Here is a 19,587-nt window from a genome sequence, read left to right on the forward strand (position 1 = left end):
TTTTATAAAATAATAGGTTTATTGTAATATCCACTTAGCTTTAAAAAGCCTTATTTTTAGGTGCATATAAATCAGAATCGGTCAATTGCCTCCCAAGTATCACGAGATAATCTTCGTATTGCTCCGCACATAAATAAAATATTGTTTATTTTACTTCAACAGCTATCTTACCTGTTGCTCTTCCGGATTCTACCGCAGCTTGCGCGTCGGGCAGTTGATCAAATTGAAATACCTGCGTAATTTTGGGCGCCACTTTGCCTGCTTTGATAAGGGTACTGATTTCGGTAAGTACTTTGCCCGAAGAATTCACGAATACACCTAAGCCACTTACAACGCTTTCTTCCAATTTTGCCGAAAGTGCTTCTGCAAAATGCGGTTGCAAGTAAACTAAACGTCCTCCTTTTTTAATTACAGAAATCGAGCGCAAGACATGTTCGACAGAGTTGATAGTATCAATCACTACATCTATATTACTCACTTTGGTTTCAAAGGGGCTTTCTGTGTAATTCAAAAATTGATCTACGCCTAAACTGCGTACAAATTCTTCATTTTTACCTGAAGCCGTGCCAATGACGTAAGCACCACGCTCCTTTGCAAATTGTACAGCGAAGTGGCCTACACCTCCAGAGGCTGCATGGATAAGTACTTTATCGCCTTTTTGGATATTGGCAAGCGTAATTACCGCTTGCCAAGCTGTCATAGCGGACATTGGGGTAGCCCCTGCGGAGGTGAAAGACAAATTTTCTGGCTTATGTGTCAACTGATCAGCCTGCGCCACTACTTTGGTAGAATATGTACTGCCTAGCCCGGGCATGTTTAATAAACCATAAACCTCATCTCCTGGTTTAAAAGCAATTACTCCATCTCCGACTTGTTCAACAATTCCCGCGACATCCCATCCCAGAATTACATGCTCATGAAAAACACCTCCAGTGATCATACCAAGAATATCTTTTGAACTACGGACCTGAATATCGATCGGGTTGATGCCAATCGACTTAGTCTGAATCAGCACTTCACCAGCTTTGATTGTTGGTGTAGCTAAAGTGGTTTTTTTTAAGTTTTCTAATCCTCCGTTTTTTTCCAAAATATAAGCTTCCATTTTTATTATTTAAATTATTAGTAATAATATAGAAGCAAAGTTATTGGTCAACGAAAGCCAGAAAAAGGCTCATTCAAACTAAAAATAGTGCATAACAAACAATTTTAATAAACGACTATGCCGTTTAAGATCGGAATTGATGAGGCGTAGTCAGATTTTGTTTTTTGAAGAATTTAATAAAATTAGAGGTATCATCGAACCCCAAACACCAGGCAATTTCCCCGATATTCCAGTTGGTATGTTTCAATAAGGCCCTTGCTTCGGAAGCCAGACGCTCTGAAATCAACTGTGTAGTTGTTTTGCCTACTGTATTTTTTAATACCCTATTAAGGTGATTGATATGAACGTTGAGCTGGCCTGCAAATTCCCCAGCGGTCTTTAGCCTCACTTGTTGTACCGTAGATTCAATAGGAAACTGCCTTTCTAAAAGTTCATGAAATAAAGAACCAATACGATTACTTGCATTAGACTCCACTTCTCTCTTAACTGTTAATGCCGGTCTTAGTTTAAGACCTACATGAATGAGTTCGAATACCTGGTTTCGTAACACATCATATTTATAAACGTAATCTGAAGAAATTTCAGCGAACATTCGTTGAAATAATTCCATCACCTTTGCAGCGTCTTCATCGTTAAGATCTAATATGGGAGTTCCGCCAGGTTGATAAAGCGGATAGTCCGTAATGCTTCCAAATCCCTTCATATAATCTTCAGTAAACACGCAAAAAGCCCCAACTGGCTGAACACTCGAAGGAGTCCAGTTATACGGTATCTGAGGATTGGCAAACATGAGCATATTGTACTGAACTTCAAAGGTCTGGTCAGCATATTCTACCGTATGCGCTCCTTTAATCAGCGCAATTTTGTAGTAGTCCTTACGACTGTACGGCATAGGATATGCAGGTTTAGGACCCGTATAATCTTCCATTGTAAATACATTAAAGTGTCCCGTTCTACGAAAAATATCGCTGGGGAGAATGCCCATTTTATCCCGATAGAACACTTCCAGTGATTCCATTTCTTTCATGATTATCATTATAGCTATAACAGGTAATAAAAAAAATCAAGCCATAGCACGTATTAACCAGACGATCACATCACATTGATCCCCATGCGACCTATTTCATATACAAAGATACAGGTGCGCTGCTTTACCACCTATGAAACAGTAGCAGCACCTATACCTATTGAATCACCGTTAACCGGCTAGCCTTTTCCATTTAATTTATGCATATCGCCTTTTAATTTATATTCAAAATTAACAAATACTTGATGATATAAATAGTTCAAATCAAACACTCTAAGGTGATAATCAAACAGCTACCAACGTCTTTATCGTTGTATGCCTACGCTATCTGCCCAAAAATAGCCACCTTTGCCCGAAATAAATTGTCAATTACGAACTGAGTATAAGGTCAGATTAACTGCGGAACAAGTGGCCACTTTGGCTAAATACCCAATCTTAAAACAGGCGGAAATCAAATCAATGAAAATAACATTTTCGAGAAATCCGAAAATTATAATTATCATTGGAATTGAGTTTCATAAATTTAAGAATAGAAGTTAATTGTCAATGGCAGTAAAGCCCCTGGAGGATGAAATAGCTGTATTAGCTAAAATAGCTGAAGGTGATCAACACGCATTCGGCATTTTATTCAACCACTATCAAAGTGATGTGTTTGTGCATAGTAAGCGATTGACACATTCTGAAGACCAGGCGCTGGAAATAGTGCAAGATATCTTTATTAAAATATGGGTAGGCAGGAACCGGCTCAAAACTATTGATAATTTTGGCGGTTATTTAAATCGTACCGTCCGCAACCATATTTTTGATGTACTTAGGAAATTGTCTAATGAAGCGGAGTCTAACCTTAAATTTCAAAAAAATCATACAGAGTTTGATGATTCTACCGGACAATTGCTTGATTACAACGATGCCGTAAATATCCTCAACATCGCTTTACAAGAGCTTGCTCCGCAGCAAAGGCTGGTTTATAAGCTTTGTCATCAGGATGGTTTGAAATATGAAGAAGCCGCGCTGCAAATGAATATCTCAACAGAAACAGTGAGGGCTCATATGAAACAGGCGCTCCGAAAAATTCGCTCACATTTCAGAAAGCATGCCTTGCTATACCCCGTGTTGATAGCTGCTTTATTTAAATTAAACACATTGAATATCAACTGATTGCTATCTTTTTATTAAAAAAAAGACTTACAACTAACCCTACACTCCCACTTTTTAAGTCAACATTAGTAAAGGATTAAGCTACACTCACCTTAATACCAATCCTGATGGATAAGACAAATAACAGACTTCGTGAAATCTTCAATTTATATGCGGATCAAAAGGCATCAGAAGAAGAAAAATATGAATTGTGGGATTACGTAAACGATCCCGTATTTGCTAATGAGATCGAAGAATTGATTAGCAATGATTATGAGCGTCCAAATCAGGAGTGCGGACTGACTGAATATCAAAAATCTACTGTTTTACGAAATGTTTTTCAACATCAAACGCATATAAAGCGTACAAAAGTACGTCTTTGGTCAATTATCACTGCTGCCGCTTCGGTTTTATTGGTTGCAAGTATAGGTTTCTATTTTTACGTAGCTTATCCTACAACTGATCTAAAAATTGATTATGTAAATGATATTGCACCAGGAAAAAACAAAGCAACACTAACCCTTGCCAGTGGCGAAAAGATCCCGATTGATGAATTGAAACCTGGAAAAATAGCCACTCAATCCGGTGTGAGGATCTTCAAGAACAAAGATGGGCAGATCATTTACGAAATTGCGGACAACGGTTCGGGAAAATTAGAGTACAATACGCTGACCACTATCCGTGGCGAGCAGATGCAGGTCCGCCTGCCTGACGGCTCACTTGTGTTTTTAAATGCAGCCTCTTCCTTAAAATACCCAACTTCTTTCAATAACCTCAAAGACCGAAGGGTAGAACTTTCGGGTGAAGGCTATTTCGAGATCACTAAAGACAAAGTACATCCCTTTATCATCAAAACAGTCAAACAGAAAGTAGAAGTTTTGGGTACCCATTTCAACATCAATGCTTATGCCGATGAACCGGCACTAAGGACAACCTTATTAGAGGGTAGTATTAAGCTCAGCACCGCGGATACCTGGAAAATACTTAAACCAAATGAGCAGGCCACTGTAAGCAATAATGGAGTTACTGTTCAGGAGGTCGATCCAAGGGAGACCGTTGCCTGGAAAAACAACGAGTTTTTATTCAAAAATGACGATTTCAGAACCAATATGCGCAAGATTGCCAGATGGTACAATGTCGATATCGTATATGAATCAGATGTCCCTGAAAACTTCCGGTTTGGTGGTTTTTTATCAAGAACAAGGAACTTGTCCACCGTGCTGAGGTTAATGGAAAAAACGGGCATTGTCCGGTTCCGGATAGATGGGCGGAAAGTATATGTAAGCAAATAACCAGTTCATATCAAATCAACTTAAACCAACCAAAATGAAAGAATATTTACGACAGGAAAGCTAAGGCTTAAAAAACCAAATCCCGATGGTGATCGGGACATGGTCGATGTTTGGCATCGTCAATAACTAAATCAACTATTTAAACGCAGGTGCCCCAGGCTTCGAAACTTAAAGGCAGCTGCAAGAACCAAACTAAACAAATGTATAAAATTTATACTAACAAAATTGGTATGCCCTGCCGGTTTACCAACCAAATTTGGCTGATTATGCGATTCACCACCGTAATATTAATAGCTAGCCTGATGCAGGTCAGCGCCGCCACGCTCGCGCAGCGTGTTACGCTAAACCAAAAAAAAACGACTTTAGAAAAGATCTTCAGGGAAATCCACAACCAGACAGGTTATGACTTCCTGTACAACAAAGATCTGCTGGATACCAAAAAACCGGTAAGCATTACCGTGACCAATGAGCCCCTGGAAACTGTACTGGAAAAATGCCTGGCCAACCAATCTTTAGAATATGCCATAGAAGAAAAAGCCGTGGTGATTAGAGCAGTGCAGAAATCCATATTTGAAAAGATTATCGATTTTTCCAAAACTATCGATGTTTCCGGGAAAGTGACAGAAGAGAATGAACGTCCGCTGGCCGGTGCTACAGTAACGGTCAGAGGCACGAAAAGATCAGTGACGACTGATCAAAGCGGTTCCTTTTATTTACAGAATGTTGAAGAAGCGGATGTGTTAATCGTCAGTTATATCGGGTATCTAAACCGGGAAGTGAAAGCAGCTTCCCAGCTGAATGTTAAACTGTTAATTGCAACAAATGACCTTTCTGAAGTCATTGTAAATAAGGGCTATTATACGGAAACACAAAAATTAGCTACCGGTAATACCGTTACCGTTACTGCAAAGGACATTGAAAAACAGCCGGTCATCAATCCTTTACTTGCCCTGCAGGGCCGAGTTGCCGGTTTGCAGATCACGCAAACCAGCGGGGTAACCAATGGATCAGTAAATATTTTGATCAGGGGCAGGTCTTCCCTAAACAACTTGGTTGGCAATGATCCTTTATTTGTGATTGATGGTATTCCCTATCAGTCTACCCTGCTGATGGATCCGCTCGGAAATAACGGCGGTAACGGCGTTTTAACAAACAGTCCGCAAGGCAATCCACTAAACTATATCAATCCGAATGATATTTCCAGTATATCTGTTCTAAAAGATGCCGATGCCACCGCGATCTATGGTTCCAGGGGTGGAAACGGCGTGGTCCTGATTACCACCAAAAAAGGCCAGATCGGCGAGATGTCCCTCGGGGTGAACATTAACCAGGGTTTTATGACTGCACCAAAACCACTCCAGTTAATGAGTACGCAGCAATACCTGGATATGCGCCGTGAGGCTTTCGAAAATGATGGCCTCGCTGTACCAAATATCTCAACTTCGCCTAATGACCCCAATTTTGATGTCAATGGCACATGGAGCCAAACGGCAAATACCGATTGGCAGAAAGAATTAATTGGTCAGTTTGCGGCGTACACGAACGTCAACCTATCACTTACCGGCGGTAATGAAATGGTTCAATATGCCGTTAGAGGTACATTCAACAGGCAAGGAAACTTAGCACCAGGTGATTTTGATGATAAAAGAGGCGGACTTAACTTTAACATCACCACCTATTCAAAAAACAAAAAACTAAAGATTGATTTTTCCGGCAGTTTCCTCAGGGATAATAATCTGAATTCTCAGAGTGACCTTACCCTGTACACGCTGAGGGCACCCAATGCGCCGGACTCTTTTAACCCAGACGGGACATTAAATTTCGGAGGACCGAATTTTGATAATGCGAGTAACCCTTATGCCAATGTAGCGCGGACCTACAACAATAAAACGGATAACATTGTACTCAGTTTGAAACCAACCTATCAGATTGTAAAAGGACTTATTTTTACTGCAAATATCGGACTCACAAACCTAAACAGCAACATTGAAATTAAACAGCCGGTTTCTTCTTATTCGCCTTTATACCTTTCAGTAGTTCCTGCTTCCACCCTTCCCGTCTTGATCAATACCATCAATCAGCAAAAAACCTGGGTTGTCGAGCCACAGCTGAGCTATGAGGTCAGACTGAACGACTTCAAGTTAAGTGCACTGGCAGGTACTACTTTTCAGAAATCAGATAATGAGGGCCATTACTTTGTGGGTACAAACTTTGTTAGTGATGCCGTAATCGGCAATTTATCCAATGCCGGCCAGTTGGCCTCTGGAGATGGGGGTTCATATCAATACAAATATAATGCGATTTACAGCAGGCTGAACGCAAATCTTTCTGATAAATATATTCTCAACTTTACTGCAAGAAGGGATGGCTCCTCCAGATTTGGCCCTGGCAAACAGTTCGGTAATTTCTATTCCACCGCTGCTGCCTGGATATTTTCATCTGAAAAACTGGTTGAAAATACAGTCCCGTTTCTCAGTCTGGGTAAGATGAGGGCCAGTTACGGTACCAGCGGCAATGACAACATCGGCAACTATGCTTATTATGATCTGTATCAAAGCAGGGGTGTAAATACTTATCAGGGATTGACCGGATTTTACCCGCGCACTCTGGCAAACCCGGACGTGGCATGGGAAAAAAATGCCAAGCTTGAATTTGCAATGGACCTTGGTTTTTTTAAGGACAGGATCCTGGCAACTGCAGCCTATTACATAAACCGCAGTTCCAACCAATTGTTAAACTATAGTATCCCTACATTCACCGGTTTTAACGGCATCCCAAGCTATAACTTCCCGGCTACTGTAGAAAACTCGGGCTTAGAGCTTACTTTAAATACCCGGAATATCGCCTCTGGTAACTTTGAATGGACCTCTGCTTTTAACATCTCCTTTAATCGAAATAAGCTGCTAAAATTTGATGACCTGGAAAATTCAAATTATGCAGGTATTCTTGAAATTGGCCAGCCGGTTAATGGCAGAGGCTATGCCTGGATCTATAAAGGCATTGATCCGAATACAGGTTTGTACACAGCCCTCAAAAAAGATGGAACAGTGGGTTCAGGTGCCGGCAACTATGTGAACCTGTATAGTGAGTATCAGGTTACTAGCGTAAATACCTTGCCGAAGTATTTTGGAGGATTAAATAACAGTTTCCGGTATAAAAACCTACAGCTTGATGTATTTCTGCAATTTGTGAAACAGGTAGGCAGACTAAGTTTAACAGATCTTGCACCAGGCTTTTTTAGTACCGACCTTTATGATCAGATCTCAACTTCACAGAGCAATGTTCCCATTCAATTTCTGGACAGATGGCAGCAGTCGGGCGACCAGGCAAAATATCAGCGTTTTACACAATCCTCTGAAGGTATTCGGGCTTTTGGCACCTGGGCGCAGAGCGATGCCAGTTACGTAGACGCGTCTTATATCCGCGCAAAAAATGTAACCCTTTCTTATCAATTACCTACTGCTTTTAAAAATAAGCTGAGGGTAAAAAATGCAAGTGTCAACGTTTCGGCACAGAACCTTTTCACCATAACCTCCTATAAGGGGCGTGATCCGGAAACCCAGTCGTTTTCCACACTTCCACCCCTCAGAGTATTCGTACTGGGTGTACAAGTTAACCTTTAAATTTTACGAAAATGAAATACCTACATTTTATAATCACTATTATCTCATTCACCCTGGCCTCCGGCTGCAAAAAATTTGTTGAACTTGATCCGCCTGACGACAGGCTGACAGAATCCACTGTTTATGCTACAAATGAAACCGCAACATCGGTATTGAACGGATTATATATACGGATCGCTGAGACCAATAACGTGCTGACCAGCTACGCAACAACCTATATGGGTTTCGCTTCTGATGAACTTAAAAATCATTATCTCAATGCGGTTTCACCATATACACAACTTTACCAGAATAATGTGAACATTGATACCGAAATTTATTGGGGCACAACTTATACCCTTATTTACAATTGCAATGTCGCTATTGAAGGCATAGAGAACAGTACTAAACTGAATTCACAACTCAAACTGCAATTGGTGGGCGAAGCCAAATTCATGCGAGCACTGTGTTATTATTACCTCGTAAACACTTATGGTAGAGTCCCGCTCGTCATCAAGTCTGATTACCGGTCGTACCTAATGGCCAAACGTGCCGAAGTTTCTGATATTTATGCGCAGATGATCGCCGATTTACAGGATGCACAGGGTAAACTGAGCAAAAATTACTTAAATGGCGATGCATTAACGCCTTATTCTCCAGGAAATGCCGAAAGGGTACGCCCGACCTATTGGGCCGCTACCGCATTATTGGCACGTATCTACCTCTATGATAAACAATGGGCACAGGCAGAAGCCGCCGCTTCGATTCTGATTGACAACACGTCTATGTTCTCCCTGGTTGCCCCTTCTTCAGTATTCCTGAAAAATACTCAGGAATCCATATTTCAGTTGCAGGCTGTTATTCAGAACAACTATGCTTTATTTGATGCGCGCACATTCGTGCTTACCAATTCCATAGGCACTTCATCAAGCCCTGCGTCTATCAGTCCTCAATTGGAACAGGCTTTCGAGGCAAACGATCAAAGGAAAGCAAATTGGATCGGAACAGCGAATATTTCTGGTGTAAATTACCTGTTCTCATATAAGTACAAAGCCAATACGCCGGTACTAGCAGCCTCTAAACCAGAATACCTAACCTTACTGCGCCTGGCGGAACAGTATCTGATACGGGCAGAGGCACGTGCAAATTTAAATAACGTAGATGGTGCACAAGCAGATATCAATAGGATCCGTAACCGTTCCGGTTTAGGAAATACCCCGGCCAATAACCAGCCTGCACTTCTGGATGCAGTGATGAAAGAAAGACAAGTTGAACTGTTTTGCGAGCAGGGCCACCGATGGTTTGATTTAAAGCGTACCGGCCGTGTGAATGACGTGATGACAGTGGTTACACCAACAAAAGGAGGCGAATGGCAGCCTTATAAACAATTGATGCCTATTCCAGCGTATGAGATAGGAATCGATAAAAATCTAGATCAGAATCCAGGTTATTAACATTAATCAAAATAAATTTTATGAAAAAATACTTCGTACTGCTTACCATGCTACTTTCAATCGCTGCACATGCACAGCAAAAAAAACAGAACCAGTTTGTTCTAAAAGGTACCATCCTAAATGCGTCAAAGCAACAAATATATCTGGAAGAAGCAAAAAGCGTTTCTAATACCAAGTATAAAGACAGCACATTTACGGACGCCGACGGTCATTTTTCTTTTACCGGCAGTATCCCTGATCCCAGATTATTCAACCTGATGATCAAGGGACGGAACCGTATGATGGATATTGCAAACTTTTTTATAGAGAACAATTCGATGATCTATTTAACCGGCAACACAGACAGCTTATACAAAGCCAAAATAAAGGGCTCCAAAGAACAGGCATTGGTGGATGAGTTTGCGCCCGCCTTCAACAAAAACGTAGCTAATTTTACTGCAAATTTATACAAACCTTACAATGAAGCCAAGGCAAAGAACGACAGCGTGGCGATGTTAAGAGAGGGTAAAATTGCCGACCGGAAAGTCATAGATACAGTATCTGCAATGATCTCAAGTTTTGTGAATTTGCACCCTTCCAGCGCGTTTTCGCTCGAACTTGTGGAAATGCTCATGAAATACTCCCGGATATCGACCGCAGACAGCTTAATGCGGATGGTAGATCGGACACCCGCCGGCAAATATGCTCTTGGGTTAAAGCTTCGCCAGAGTTTGAACATACAGCGCAGCCTGGCTGTTGGGGCAATGGCACCTGATTTCCGGCAGCCAGATACCGCTGGTCGGAACGTAGCACTCTCCAGCCTGCGAGGAAAATATGTACTAATTGATTTCTGGGCAAGCTGGTGCGGACCATGCAGGGAAGAAAACCCGAATTTGCTGAATGCCTACCAGAGATATAAAGATAAGAATTTCACTGTACTAGCCATTTCTCTGGACAAGGACAGAAAATCCTGGATAAAAGCAATCAAGGAGGATAAATTGCCATGGGAACAATTGAGCGACCTGAAAGGCTTTGATAATGCTGCCGGCAAACTCTATGCTGTAGGTGCGATACCCACTAACTACTTAATTGATCCTACGGGAAAGGTCATTACATCGAATTTACGCGGTGAAGAATTGGAAAAAAAACTTGCAGAAATTCTATAGTTAAACATCGCCAGGTTACGGGAGATTGTGCATAGTATAATGCAGCACTCTTTTAATAGTAAATTGGCGTTTAAACGCCGAATGATTACCGATTACTAAACTGAACCACTAAATAGCACATGGCCGGACTGGGCTCAAACCCGTTTTAAAGAGCAATCTTCTTAGATCTTACATAAAATAGTTCGAGAAATGTCCAGTGTGGGCTACATTAAAAATCAAGCCTTTAGCATCAAAACGCTAAAGGCTTTTTTATTTAAAAATTGTTTTTTATCTGCGTATAACTTATGACCCAAGACCGGATCAATTTCAAGTATTCTGTTCGATAAGTTCCGCCATCTTTGAATTAAAGGTCGTCAGATCCGCCCCCAGCTTGTGAAAGAAATCCAGATCGGCAGTCTCTACAGCTACGATTGCCTTTTGCAGCACTACTTCTCCCTCTGGAGTCAGCTTGATCGTTTTCGCCCTGGTATCTGTCGGGTGCTCATATCGGGTGATGAATTTCTTTTCTTCCAGTGTCCTCAACACTTTTGATACCATCATCCTGTCCGCGTTCCCCTGATTGGCGATATCAACCTGCGTAACCTTATCACTATCCCTGGACAACCATGCCAATGCACAGAGCAGCGCAAATTGGGTATGTGTCAGGTCCAAAGGATCTAAGACACGCTTTTGTTTCCGCTGCCATAACATGGTCAGCTGGCCCAGAAGGTACCCCGGACTATCTTCTGGCTTTTTAAAATGAAATTCAATTTTTTTAGGCATAGTCTTTTTGCAGCATTTGTGAAGAGATCAGTTCAAAATCATGCTGGTTGATCTCGAAGAAACCAAAACGGAACGGATAGCCCCAGCTTTTCTTATTGCTGATAAAGTCAAGGTCGGGAATTAATGGCAAAATGGAAACATCCCTATTTGGAAAAAAATCAATGTTACGTCTTGATGGGCAAAAGTCTTCGGATACCTGAGCCTGATAGATCTCGTCATCAATAACCTTTCCGATAGCGGTAAATTTCTGACACACCTCCCGTTCTCCCATAGTCTGCTTTCCCGAATAATAGATAATAAAATCATCCTTGCGCATTCTTTTCAAAGGCGACGCCTTGCCATGGCAGGTCTGTGCAATGCCTTCAGCTATCCCCGTTTTCACATGGTCCTTCGAAGCTACGATGACCCAGTATTTTATGCCCCTGTTCATATCAATAGGATTAGTTTGACTTCAGAAAGGTGATGTTGTAACCGTCAGGGTCTTTAGCAATTAGGATTTTTCCGAAAGGGGTCACCTGAATCGGGCCCAGCAGTGTCACTTTCCTAGCTAATAACTGTTCCTGCAAATCCTCTATTTCCTCATCAATAGCAAACCAAAGTGAGGCACCAATCCCTAATTCCTTTCCTTCCAAATTACCAATGGGTGTTCTAATGGCAAAACTTGCCTCACCTTTATTGTATTTAAAAACACAGGCTTGCGGGTTGGGAATCCCTGCTTCTTCAAACCCCAATTTGGTCGTGTAAAACTCTTTTGAAGTCTCAAGATCCCTAACTTGAAGGGATGCAAATTCTAGTTTTCTCATAGCACATACTTTTTGTTGTCACAAATATAGTATACACGACAACATTATCCAAATATATTATCAGTTTAATGATTTGAGGAATTAAGGAATTGGATTCAGGATAATTTCAATGATCATTGAAATACAATTACCCAATCTTTAAATGCCATATTCTCCGGTAAGTGCTTTTTTCTCTATGCTTTTAGCAAAAAGTGGCGTTTCTTCATGGTTGTGTGCGTCCGAAGCCACCTGACGATCATGTGCTGCCTGAGCAATCGTTATGTTGTGAAGTTTCATAAACTCGAAAAATTCAGGCGTTGCTGTGGCATGAATTTCATTGGTGTATTGGCAGGTATTATCGTCCAGCCTGGTGACCTTGAGCTCCCAGAGCACCTGAACTTTGCTCCGTCCATTCGCAGTGATGGAATCCGACACCGATAACATGCGGCAATAGTCAGCCCTATATTCTGTCGCCACGTAATGCTGTACGATCAGCGCATTGCCAATGGTCTCCACGTTAATCGACATCGGCTCCCCTTCCGGAGTTCTCGTAAAACCTGCTGCGATATGGGCGGTGGAACATTTTTGATATTCCGCATCTGGAAGATTGAACAACCAATCTGCAATATTTACTTTTTCTATTGGTGCGTTAATGATGGCTTTTACTGTGGAGTGTGAAAGCGCATTTTCGGGTGTTTGTGTAATTTCCATAAAATTGTTCTTCGTTAATGAATCAAAGGTGAGACTAAATATATTATCGTCTAAACGTTTATTTTCGATATAGTTCATCGTTAATTCCGATTAACTTATAAATTTGAAAATGGAACTTCGCCAACTTAAATATTTTGCAAAGGCAGCCGAACTACAAAACTTTACTGAGGCTTCCAATTTATTATTTATCACCCAAAGCACATTGTCGCAGCAAATCAAACAGCTGGAAGAAGAATTGGGCATCCCTTTGTTTGACCGCATCGCAAAAAGGGTAAGATTGACAGAAGCGGGCAAGACTTTTCTACCCTATGCTCAAAAAACGATAAAGGATTCCGAAGACGGCAAGAACATGCTAAAGGACATGATGAAGCTAAATACCGGCGCGTTAACGATCGGGGTAACCTATGGGCTGACAAATTTATTGACCAAGGCCGTATTGGAGTTTGCAGCGCAATACCCCAACATACAGTTGCAAATTAGCTTCGGCACCACACAGGAGTTAATTGCCAAACTGGAGCAAGGTCAGCTTGACCTCATGTTATCTTTTTCTCAGCAAGAGAAAAACGGTGGTTATCACACAACACCTTTATTTTCTTCATGTCTGGCACTTATTGTACATACCAGTCACCCAATGGCCGACCGAAAGCAAATCAGCATTAAGAATCTCAACAGCCTTCCTTTACTGTTACCTTCCAGTGGTTACAGCATCAGAAATTACCTGGATACCTTATTACAGCGGAACAACTTGTCGCTTGATCTTAAGATGGAGGTGAACGACATCAATACACTTCTACACCTCGTCAACAGCGGCAGATGGGGAACCATACTGATGGGCTCCTCCATATTCAGCCATCCGGACCTAAAAGCTGTTAAAATCACGGGCGAAGGAATGACACGCATGGCGAACATCACCTGGCCTTCAGGCGCCTATCAGAAAAAATCTGCGGCGACACTATCAGCATTACTGGCAAATTATGCTGAAGACTATGTTATATGACAAACCCCTCGGCAGTACCCTCAATCAGCCCCCCTAAACGCTCCTGGCGATTTACCTACTTTCGACTTGAAGAGTTTGTTAAAATGAGAGGGATGTTCAAAGCCCAGCTCATAAGCAATCTCACTTACCGGCCGGTCCGAGTCCCACAACATTACTTTCGCTTTATCGACAAGCTGAAAATGGATGTGCTCCTGTGTTGTTTTTCCTGTATGCCTTTTTAATAAATCGGAAAGATAGTTGGCAGACAGGCATAGCTCCGTGGCAAAATATCTGACATCAGGAATGCCCCTTTGCAAAGGCTTCTCATTTTGAAAATAAGATTTAAGCAACAATTCAAAACGCTGTACAATGTCTCTGCTACTTTTTTCCCGGGTTAAAAACTGCCTGCCATAAAACCGCTGACAATATCCCAGTAGTAACTCAATATTAAATTGAATCAGATCATGGCTATGTGCATCCAGGTTGTTCGTATACTCCCGTTCGATATTCGCCAGACAACCATTCAGTATGGACTTCTCCTGATCTGAGACGTGCAAGGCCTCATTCACATCATAATGAAAGAAAGAATAACCATCTATCCTGCCAGACAGCGAAGACCCATTCAACATCTCAGGATGAAAAAATAGTCCCCACCCGGTTTCCACTTGGCTTTCAGCCTCAGGTGTGATCAACTGACCTGGAGCAAGAAACATCAAAGAGCCTTCATTAAAATCATAATAACGCTTTCCATATTTTAAAGGCCCATGATGTTTTTTGCAGAAGATAGCGTACAGGTCCATCCTGTACGCATACTCAAAAATATCTGCCCGCATCGTTGAACGGTCAATTTCTCCGAAATCGATGACCGAAATCAGCGGATGTCTGGGTTTCGCACAGCCATAAAACTCATGCAAACGACTGATTGACTTTACTTCCACAATTTTCTGCTGCATAGCTAAAGATAACAATATGCTGATTAACCGATGAAGTATTGACGGATCCGTGCGAGAAACTCCTGATCACTCATCTGGCCTCTCTGATCAATAAAAAAATGTGCATCTGCTCCAACAATATAGCGCAATTGCGATGTCCCATCCACTACAGCCTCATAAATGGTATGCGCAACGTCAGTAACACTTGATTGCTCCAAATGATCAGTCAGCTGATGATAGCGTGGAAAGGAAGACGCCATGATCGGATCATAAACAGGAATCTGATTTTCGATCATCACCACTCCGTTCCTGAAGTTTGTGGCAATGCTTCCGGGCTCAATAATTTTCACTTTGATATTGAGTTCGGAAAGTTCGTGGGAAAGTGCTTCCGAGAAACCCTCCACAGCAAACTTGGAGCTGTTGTAGAGTGTCCCAAACGGCAGACCTACTGCACCTGCAATCGATGAAAGGTTGACAATTACTCCAGCTCCCCCTGCTCTTAAATACGGCAGCACCTGTCTAGTCACTTCCATCAACCCGAAGACATTTACTTCATAAAGGTTTTTGATCTGTTCCGCTTTTGCTGATTCGAAAACACCCATCAATCCATATCCTGCGCTGTTGATTAACGCATCGATTTGCCCGAAGTGCTCCACTCCTACTCTGATGGCCTTCTCAATGGATCCCGGATCCTGAACATCCAGGCCAACTACCAGTACATTTTCCAGATTATTCAATTCTGTCTCTTTTTCAGGAGATCGCATGGTCGCAATCACATTCCAGCCATTTCTTTGAAATAGTTTGGCCGACTCCTTTCCAAATCCGGAAGACGCTCCTGTAATCAATATTGTACTTTTCATGTTTCTTTGTTTTAATTTCTATCACAAAGATCAACTGACATGAAACAGGAGGTTTATACATTTCAACGGATTACTTATACATTTCATGGCACTATTTCTCCAATGTATCGACAAGACATCCTCAAGCCGCTCAGCACACCATCAACCCGTTTGAAAAGTTAAAATAAGTTAAAGGCAGATGCAACAAGCTACATTTCCTAAAAATCCTTTTAACTTTCTGACATGAAGTTCATTAACCTCCTCCTGCTCCTGTCCACCTTCCTTTTTTCCATTCCTGCAATTGCACAGATCCAGATCAACGGCAGCTTCGAGGAGCTGGATAAAACGGGAAACCCTGTAGGATGGGACCTCAGTTATTATAAGGAAAACACTTATACCATACAGCTCGACAGCCTCATCAAGGCCAAAGGGAAATATTCAGTCAGCATTTCCGCTGGCGACAAACCCATTGTTGGGAATGCCATTGTACAATCCAGCACACAAAAACTCAATGGGAAACTTTTGTCGCTGGTGGGCAGCATCAGGACAGAGAATGTAAGCGATGGCTGGGCCGGGCTATGGATGCGCGTTGATGGCGAAAAGGACGAACTGGCCAGCGACCTGATGGAGAGCCAGGGTTTGAAAGGCAGTCAGGATTGGAAAGAATACGCCATTCAGATTCCTTACGACCAGGCTAACGCAAAGAGCATCCATTTCGGGGCACTCCTTTTTGGGAAAGGCAAAATATGGGTAGACGGACTCAGGCTTTATCTGGATGGAACCTTAATAGAGAAAATCACGCCGGCTCCCCCCGAACTGGTCCGCGATACGCTGTATGATGAATCCTCCAGAATAAATACCATTCCGCTCTCCCCGGAAATCATCAGGCGTCTCAGCGCAACCGGCAAGATCTGGGCATTTCTCAAATACCACCACCCAATGATCACTGCAGGAAAGTACAACTGGGACCGGCAACTCTTTGAACATCTGCCAGAGATCATCAGTACGCAAAACGACAGCACATTCTCCAATATCATCGAAAAATGGGTAGATCAACTGGGACAGATTAATCCATTATCATTCCGCAAACCTTCCGGAAAAAAGAAAGAAAATATTGTCCTGCAACCTGATTATGCGGGCATGTTCTCAGATGACCTGCTGAGTCAATCCTTAAGAAATAAATTGCAGTACATACTCACCAACAATGACATCAAGACAAGTCATTACATCAGTCTTACCCCAGGCGTTGGAAACCCATTATTCGAGAATGAGAAGTTCTATTCCGCAAGTTTTTATCCGGATGCAGGAATCCGTTTGCTTGCCCTCTACCGCTACTGGGCAATGGTGCAGTACTTCAACCCCAACCGGGCAGTTACGGAAACAGATTGGAATGGGATCCTGCCACTCTACATTCCTGAAATACTCAAAGCAAAAGACAAAAATGAATACCATCAGGTGCTGGCCAGACTCATCTGCAGCATCAGGGATGGCCACGGCTTCCTGAGCAGCAGCGTCTATCAATCCAGCTCCGGTAAGTACAGGCTGCCTTTCGATGCGAAATATATTGAAGACAAGCTTGTGGTTACCGAATACTTAACCGACAATCAGAAGATAAAAAAAGAGATCGCCCCGGGCGATGTGATTGACAAGATCAATGGGAAACCAGTAGCGGAGCTAATCAAAACATTTAGCCCCTACAGTCCTGGGTCCAACATCAGCGCCATCATGCGCGACATGCCAGGCAACTACCTACTCAGATCTGATCGTCAGGAGTTTTCTATAGAGATTACAAGAGAAGGCACTAAACAAGAAAAAACAATTATCGGTGTAGAGAGCGACAAAATCAACTTCAGCGCTTTTTATGGAAAGGACAGTGATCAGCCTTTTCGCCTGCTGGATGAAAACATTGGATATGTACAGGGAAACAAGCTAAAGAAAGAAAACATGGATAGCCTGAAAAGGCTTTTTGCGCATACGAAAGGCATGATTGTCGATATGCGTGGGTATCCCATTGACGACCTCAATGCCACCATCAGCGAATACATACTGGATAAGCCCGAACCATTTGTCAGATTTACCATTGGCTCCATAGCAAATCCCGGCCAGTTTACGCTATCGCCCTCCATAACGGTTGGCAAAAAGAACAAAAATGCCTACAAAGGCAAGGTAATCATCCTGGTCAATGAGGTCACACAGAGCAACGCCGAATTTGTAACCATGGCATTCCAGACCTCCGGACGGACGAAAGTAATAGGAAGCGCCTCAGCCGGGGCAGACGGTAACATCTCCAGGATCGTCCTACCAGGTGGTTTTTCTACCTATTTCTCGGGAATCGGTGTGTATTATCCTGATGGAACCAATGCCCAGCAGAAGGGAGTAAAAATAGATGAAACTGTCCGCCCGACCATCAAGGGGATCTCCGAAGGTGTCGATGAGCTGCTGGAAAGGGCAAAGGAAGTCATCGTTAAAAAATAGTGTCACTTTATCAAAATCAGCATTATTTGATTTGACCGCTAAAGCCAGAAAGCCCATCTTTCTTCATCAACCAATTGTTGTAGGCCCCCCATGGCTTTCCGTTCAACAGCTGAAATGTCGTCGGGAAGCAATCGCATGGGCCAACAGGGCCAAACATTCCGTAATTTTGCTCTGCTATGTAATGCAACCCAGAGAGTGAAAAATAACTGTCTTCGGCTTCTAAGACAATGGTATCGGTAGTTCTAAATTCCGCAAATGGCAATACAGCAATCTTGCGGTCGTCGGCCAGGCTATCACTGATTTTAACCAGGCTGTCCTTAAAAATCTTCTGATCCCGGACAATGTAAAAGTGAACACGCTTTAGTTTTTTATTATTGAATCCGCTAAGTTCAAAATCGAACCTGCCAGTCACCACCTTCATCGTATCACAAACCTCCTTCTGATAAGCGATCCTTTCCTGCCGTTTTACATGTTGCCCCCATTCCACGCTTCCCCAGAATATCGCAATAAGCAGCACGGCTGCGCCTATCAACCCCAGGCAGATCAGGCCTATTATTTTAAATATTTTCTTCATTACACCATCATCGCATTACACGTTCATCTGTAGCAATAACCGCCATCAGAAGAGAACAATATAAAACTATTTATTCCAATCCAATGGCGGGATATTTAAGAAATGAAATCTGAGCGCGTATTAATTCACAACATCAATACTGAATTTCGGAAGATCGGGACAGCCAGGGCTGTTGGAAATAGGAAGATAATTGATATGATCTCCATAGTCCTGCACCAGTACTGTATAACGACAATCCTTCCATGGCTTTGATTTACCCTGTACAGATTCAGTCTGCACTGAAGTAGCGGCTGCCGCTGTCACCGCAAATTCCTGATCCGCGGAAAGTACCCTGGTTTGGCCACCAACTTTTAACGACACCTCTTTATCAGTTACCACGGGATTACCTTTTGCGAAATAGTTCAATACTTCTTCACTGGCCACCTCATTGTTATTAATGGAAGCAATCAGCTCATTAGACATCCGGATGGCTAAAGTATTGTCGGGTGTTTCATTTTGATCTTTCTTACACGAAAGGAACAAGACGGATGCAAGCATCATCATCATAGATAGGTTTTTCATAGTTATCAGGTTTTATGAAACAATGATACCTCGATATCTTCAATGTATATTTAAGAAATAGTATGTGATTGCTATGCTTTAGTAAATGAAAGAGATGAGCGACTATTCGCGGAAGCCATTGCGCGCAGACCGGTCAAAATTATCAATCTCAGCTCAAAATAGAAACGGCCCCCGGTTAATAATCCGGGAACCGTTTATTTAACTAACAACTACTAT

17 protein-coding genes are annotated in these 19,587 nt (G+C 42.3%); 7 read left to right on the forward strand and 10 right to left on the reverse strand.

Going from position 1 to position 19,587, the window contains the following annotated elements:
• Positions 1 to 145: 145 nt before the first annotated feature.
• Both PBAL39_RS20800 and PBAL39_RS20805 read right to left on the reverse strand, forming a co-directional pair.
• Positions 146 to 1,102, reverse strand: a complete 957-nt coding sequence (locus PBAL39_RS20800) for an NADP-dependent oxidoreductase (protein ID WP_008245271.1) — start codon at positions 1,100 to 1,102, stop codon at positions 146 to 148.
• 124 nt (positions 1,103 to 1,226) lie between these two features.
• Positions 1,227 to 2,129, reverse strand: a complete 903-nt coding sequence (locus tag PBAL39_RS20805; protein WP_039867328.1) for an AraC family transcriptional regulator — start codon at positions 2,127 to 2,129, stop codon at positions 1,227 to 1,229.
• 546 nt (positions 2,130 to 2,675) lie between these two features.
• On the opposite strand from PBAL39_RS20805, the gene PBAL39_RS20810 reads away from it, so the two are divergent.
• The 5 genes from PBAL39_RS20810 (at position 2,676) to PBAL39_RS20830 (ending at position 10,759) form a co-directional block, all read left to right on the forward strand.
• On the forward strand, positions 2,676 to 3,287 hold the full coding sequence (locus tag PBAL39_RS20810) for an RNA polymerase sigma factor (protein WP_008245274.1): 612 nt from the start codon (positions 2,676 to 2,678) through the stop codon (positions 3,285 to 3,287).
• A gap of 107 nt (positions 3,288 to 3,394) precedes the next feature.
• On the forward strand, positions 3,395 to 4,558 hold the full coding sequence (locus tag PBAL39_RS20815; RefSeq protein ID WP_008245275.1) for a FecR family protein: 1,164 nt from the start codon (positions 3,395 to 3,397) through the stop codon (positions 4,556 to 4,558).
• A gap of 266 nt (positions 4,559 to 4,824) precedes the next feature.
• Positions 4,825 to 8,181 (forward strand): SusC/RagA family TonB-linked outer membrane protein, encoded by a 3,357-nt coding sequence (locus PBAL39_RS20820; RefSeq protein WP_198139862.1) that lies wholly within the window; start codon positions 4,825 to 4,827, stop codon positions 8,179 to 8,181.
• An 11-nt stretch (positions 8,182 to 8,192) separates the two neighbouring features.
• The gene (locus PBAL39_RS20825; protein ID WP_008245278.1) at positions 8,193 to 9,614 is read left to right on the forward strand and encodes a RagB/SusD family nutrient uptake outer membrane protein; all 1,422 of its coding nucleotides are present in this window, start codon (positions 8,193 to 8,195) and stop codon (positions 9,612 to 9,614) included.
• A 20-nt stretch (positions 9,615 to 9,634) separates the two neighbouring features.
• Positions 9,635 to 10,759 carry an AhpC/TSA family protein gene (locus PBAL39_RS20830; protein WP_008245279.1) on the forward strand — a complete coding sequence of 375 codons (1,125 nt, stop codon included), beginning with the start codon at positions 9,635 to 9,637 and terminating at the stop codon, positions 10,757 to 10,759.
• 306 nt (positions 10,760 to 11,065) lie between these two features.
• On the opposite strand, the gene PBAL39_RS20835 is transcribed toward PBAL39_RS20830, so the two are convergent.
• From PBAL39_RS20835 to PBAL39_RS20850, 4 genes are all read right to left on the reverse strand, one after another.
• Positions 11,066 to 11,521 carry a MarR family winged helix-turn-helix transcriptional regulator gene (locus PBAL39_RS20835; RefSeq protein ID WP_008245282.1) on the reverse strand — a complete coding sequence of 152 codons (456 nt, stop codon included), beginning with the start codon at positions 11,519 to 11,521 and terminating at the stop codon, positions 11,066 to 11,068.
• Entirely contained in the window at positions 11,514 to 11,951 is a 438-nt protein-coding gene (locus tag PBAL39_RS20840; protein ID WP_008245284.1) for an EVE domain-containing protein, read from the reverse strand. Before PBAL39_RS20840 ends, PBAL39_RS20835 begins: the two co-directional genes overlap by 8 nt.
• A 10-nt stretch (positions 11,952 to 11,961) precedes the next feature.
• The gene (locus tag PBAL39_RS20845; RefSeq protein ID WP_008245286.1) at positions 11,962 to 12,324 is read right to left on the reverse strand and encodes a VOC family protein; all 363 of its coding nucleotides are present in this window, start codon (positions 12,322 to 12,324) and stop codon (positions 11,962 to 11,964) included.
• 138 nt (positions 12,325 to 12,462) lie between these two features.
• Entirely contained in the window at positions 12,463 to 13,092 is a 630-nt protein-coding gene (locus PBAL39_RS20850; protein WP_008245289.1) for a hypothetical protein, read from the reverse strand.
• Positions 13,093 to 13,123: 31 nt separating this feature from the next.
• Between PBAL39_RS20850 and PBAL39_RS20855 the strand changes: the two genes are divergently transcribed.
• Positions 13,124 to 14,011 carry a LysR family transcriptional regulator gene (locus PBAL39_RS20855; protein WP_008245290.1) on the forward strand — a complete coding sequence of 296 codons (888 nt, stop codon included), beginning with the start codon at positions 13,124 to 13,126 and terminating at the stop codon, positions 14,009 to 14,011.
• Positions 14,012 to 14,031: 20 nt separating this feature from the next.
• Here the strand turns inward: PBAL39_RS20855 and PBAL39_RS20860 are convergent, their stop codons facing one another.
• Positions 14,032 to 14,943 (reverse strand): AraC family transcriptional regulator, encoded by a 912-nt coding sequence (locus PBAL39_RS20860; protein WP_008245293.1) that lies wholly within the window; start codon positions 14,941 to 14,943, stop codon positions 14,032 to 14,034.
• A 23-nt stretch (positions 14,944 to 14,966) separates the two neighbouring features.
• Positions 14,967 to 15,782, reverse strand: coding sequence for an SDR family oxidoreductase (locus PBAL39_RS20865; protein ID WP_008245295.1), 816 nt, complete (start codon positions 15,780 to 15,782; stop codon positions 14,967 to 14,969).
• Between the two features lie 222 nt (positions 15,783 to 16,004).
• Between PBAL39_RS20865 and PBAL39_RS20870 the strand changes: the two genes are divergently transcribed.
• Positions 16,005 to 18,236 carry a S41 family peptidase gene (locus PBAL39_RS20870; protein ID WP_008245298.1) on the forward strand — a complete coding sequence of 744 codons (2,232 nt, stop codon included), beginning with the start codon at positions 16,005 to 16,007 and terminating at the stop codon, positions 18,234 to 18,236.
• Between the two features lie 22 nt (positions 18,237 to 18,258).
• Here the strand turns inward: PBAL39_RS20870 and PBAL39_RS20875 are convergent, their stop codons facing one another.
• Together PBAL39_RS20875 and PBAL39_RS20880 are read right to left on the reverse strand one after the other, a co-directional pair.
• The gene (locus PBAL39_RS20875; protein WP_008245300.1) at positions 18,259 to 18,810 is read right to left on the reverse strand and encodes a hypothetical protein; all 552 of its coding nucleotides are present in this window, start codon (positions 18,808 to 18,810) and stop codon (positions 18,259 to 18,261) included.
• Positions 18,811 to 18,930: 120 nt separating this feature from the next.
• Complete coding sequence (locus PBAL39_RS20880) at positions 18,931 to 19,371, reverse strand: hypothetical protein (protein ID WP_008245302.1); 441 nt, start codon at positions 19,369 to 19,371, stop codon at positions 18,931 to 18,933.
• Positions 19,372 to 19,587 lie beyond the last annotated feature (216 nt).

Origin of the sequence: Pedobacter sp. BAL39, from assembly GCF_000170795.1 — a bacterium.
In the GTDB taxonomy this organism is placed as follows: Bacteria; Bacteroidota; Bacteroidia; order Sphingobacteriales; family Sphingobacteriaceae; genus Pedobacter.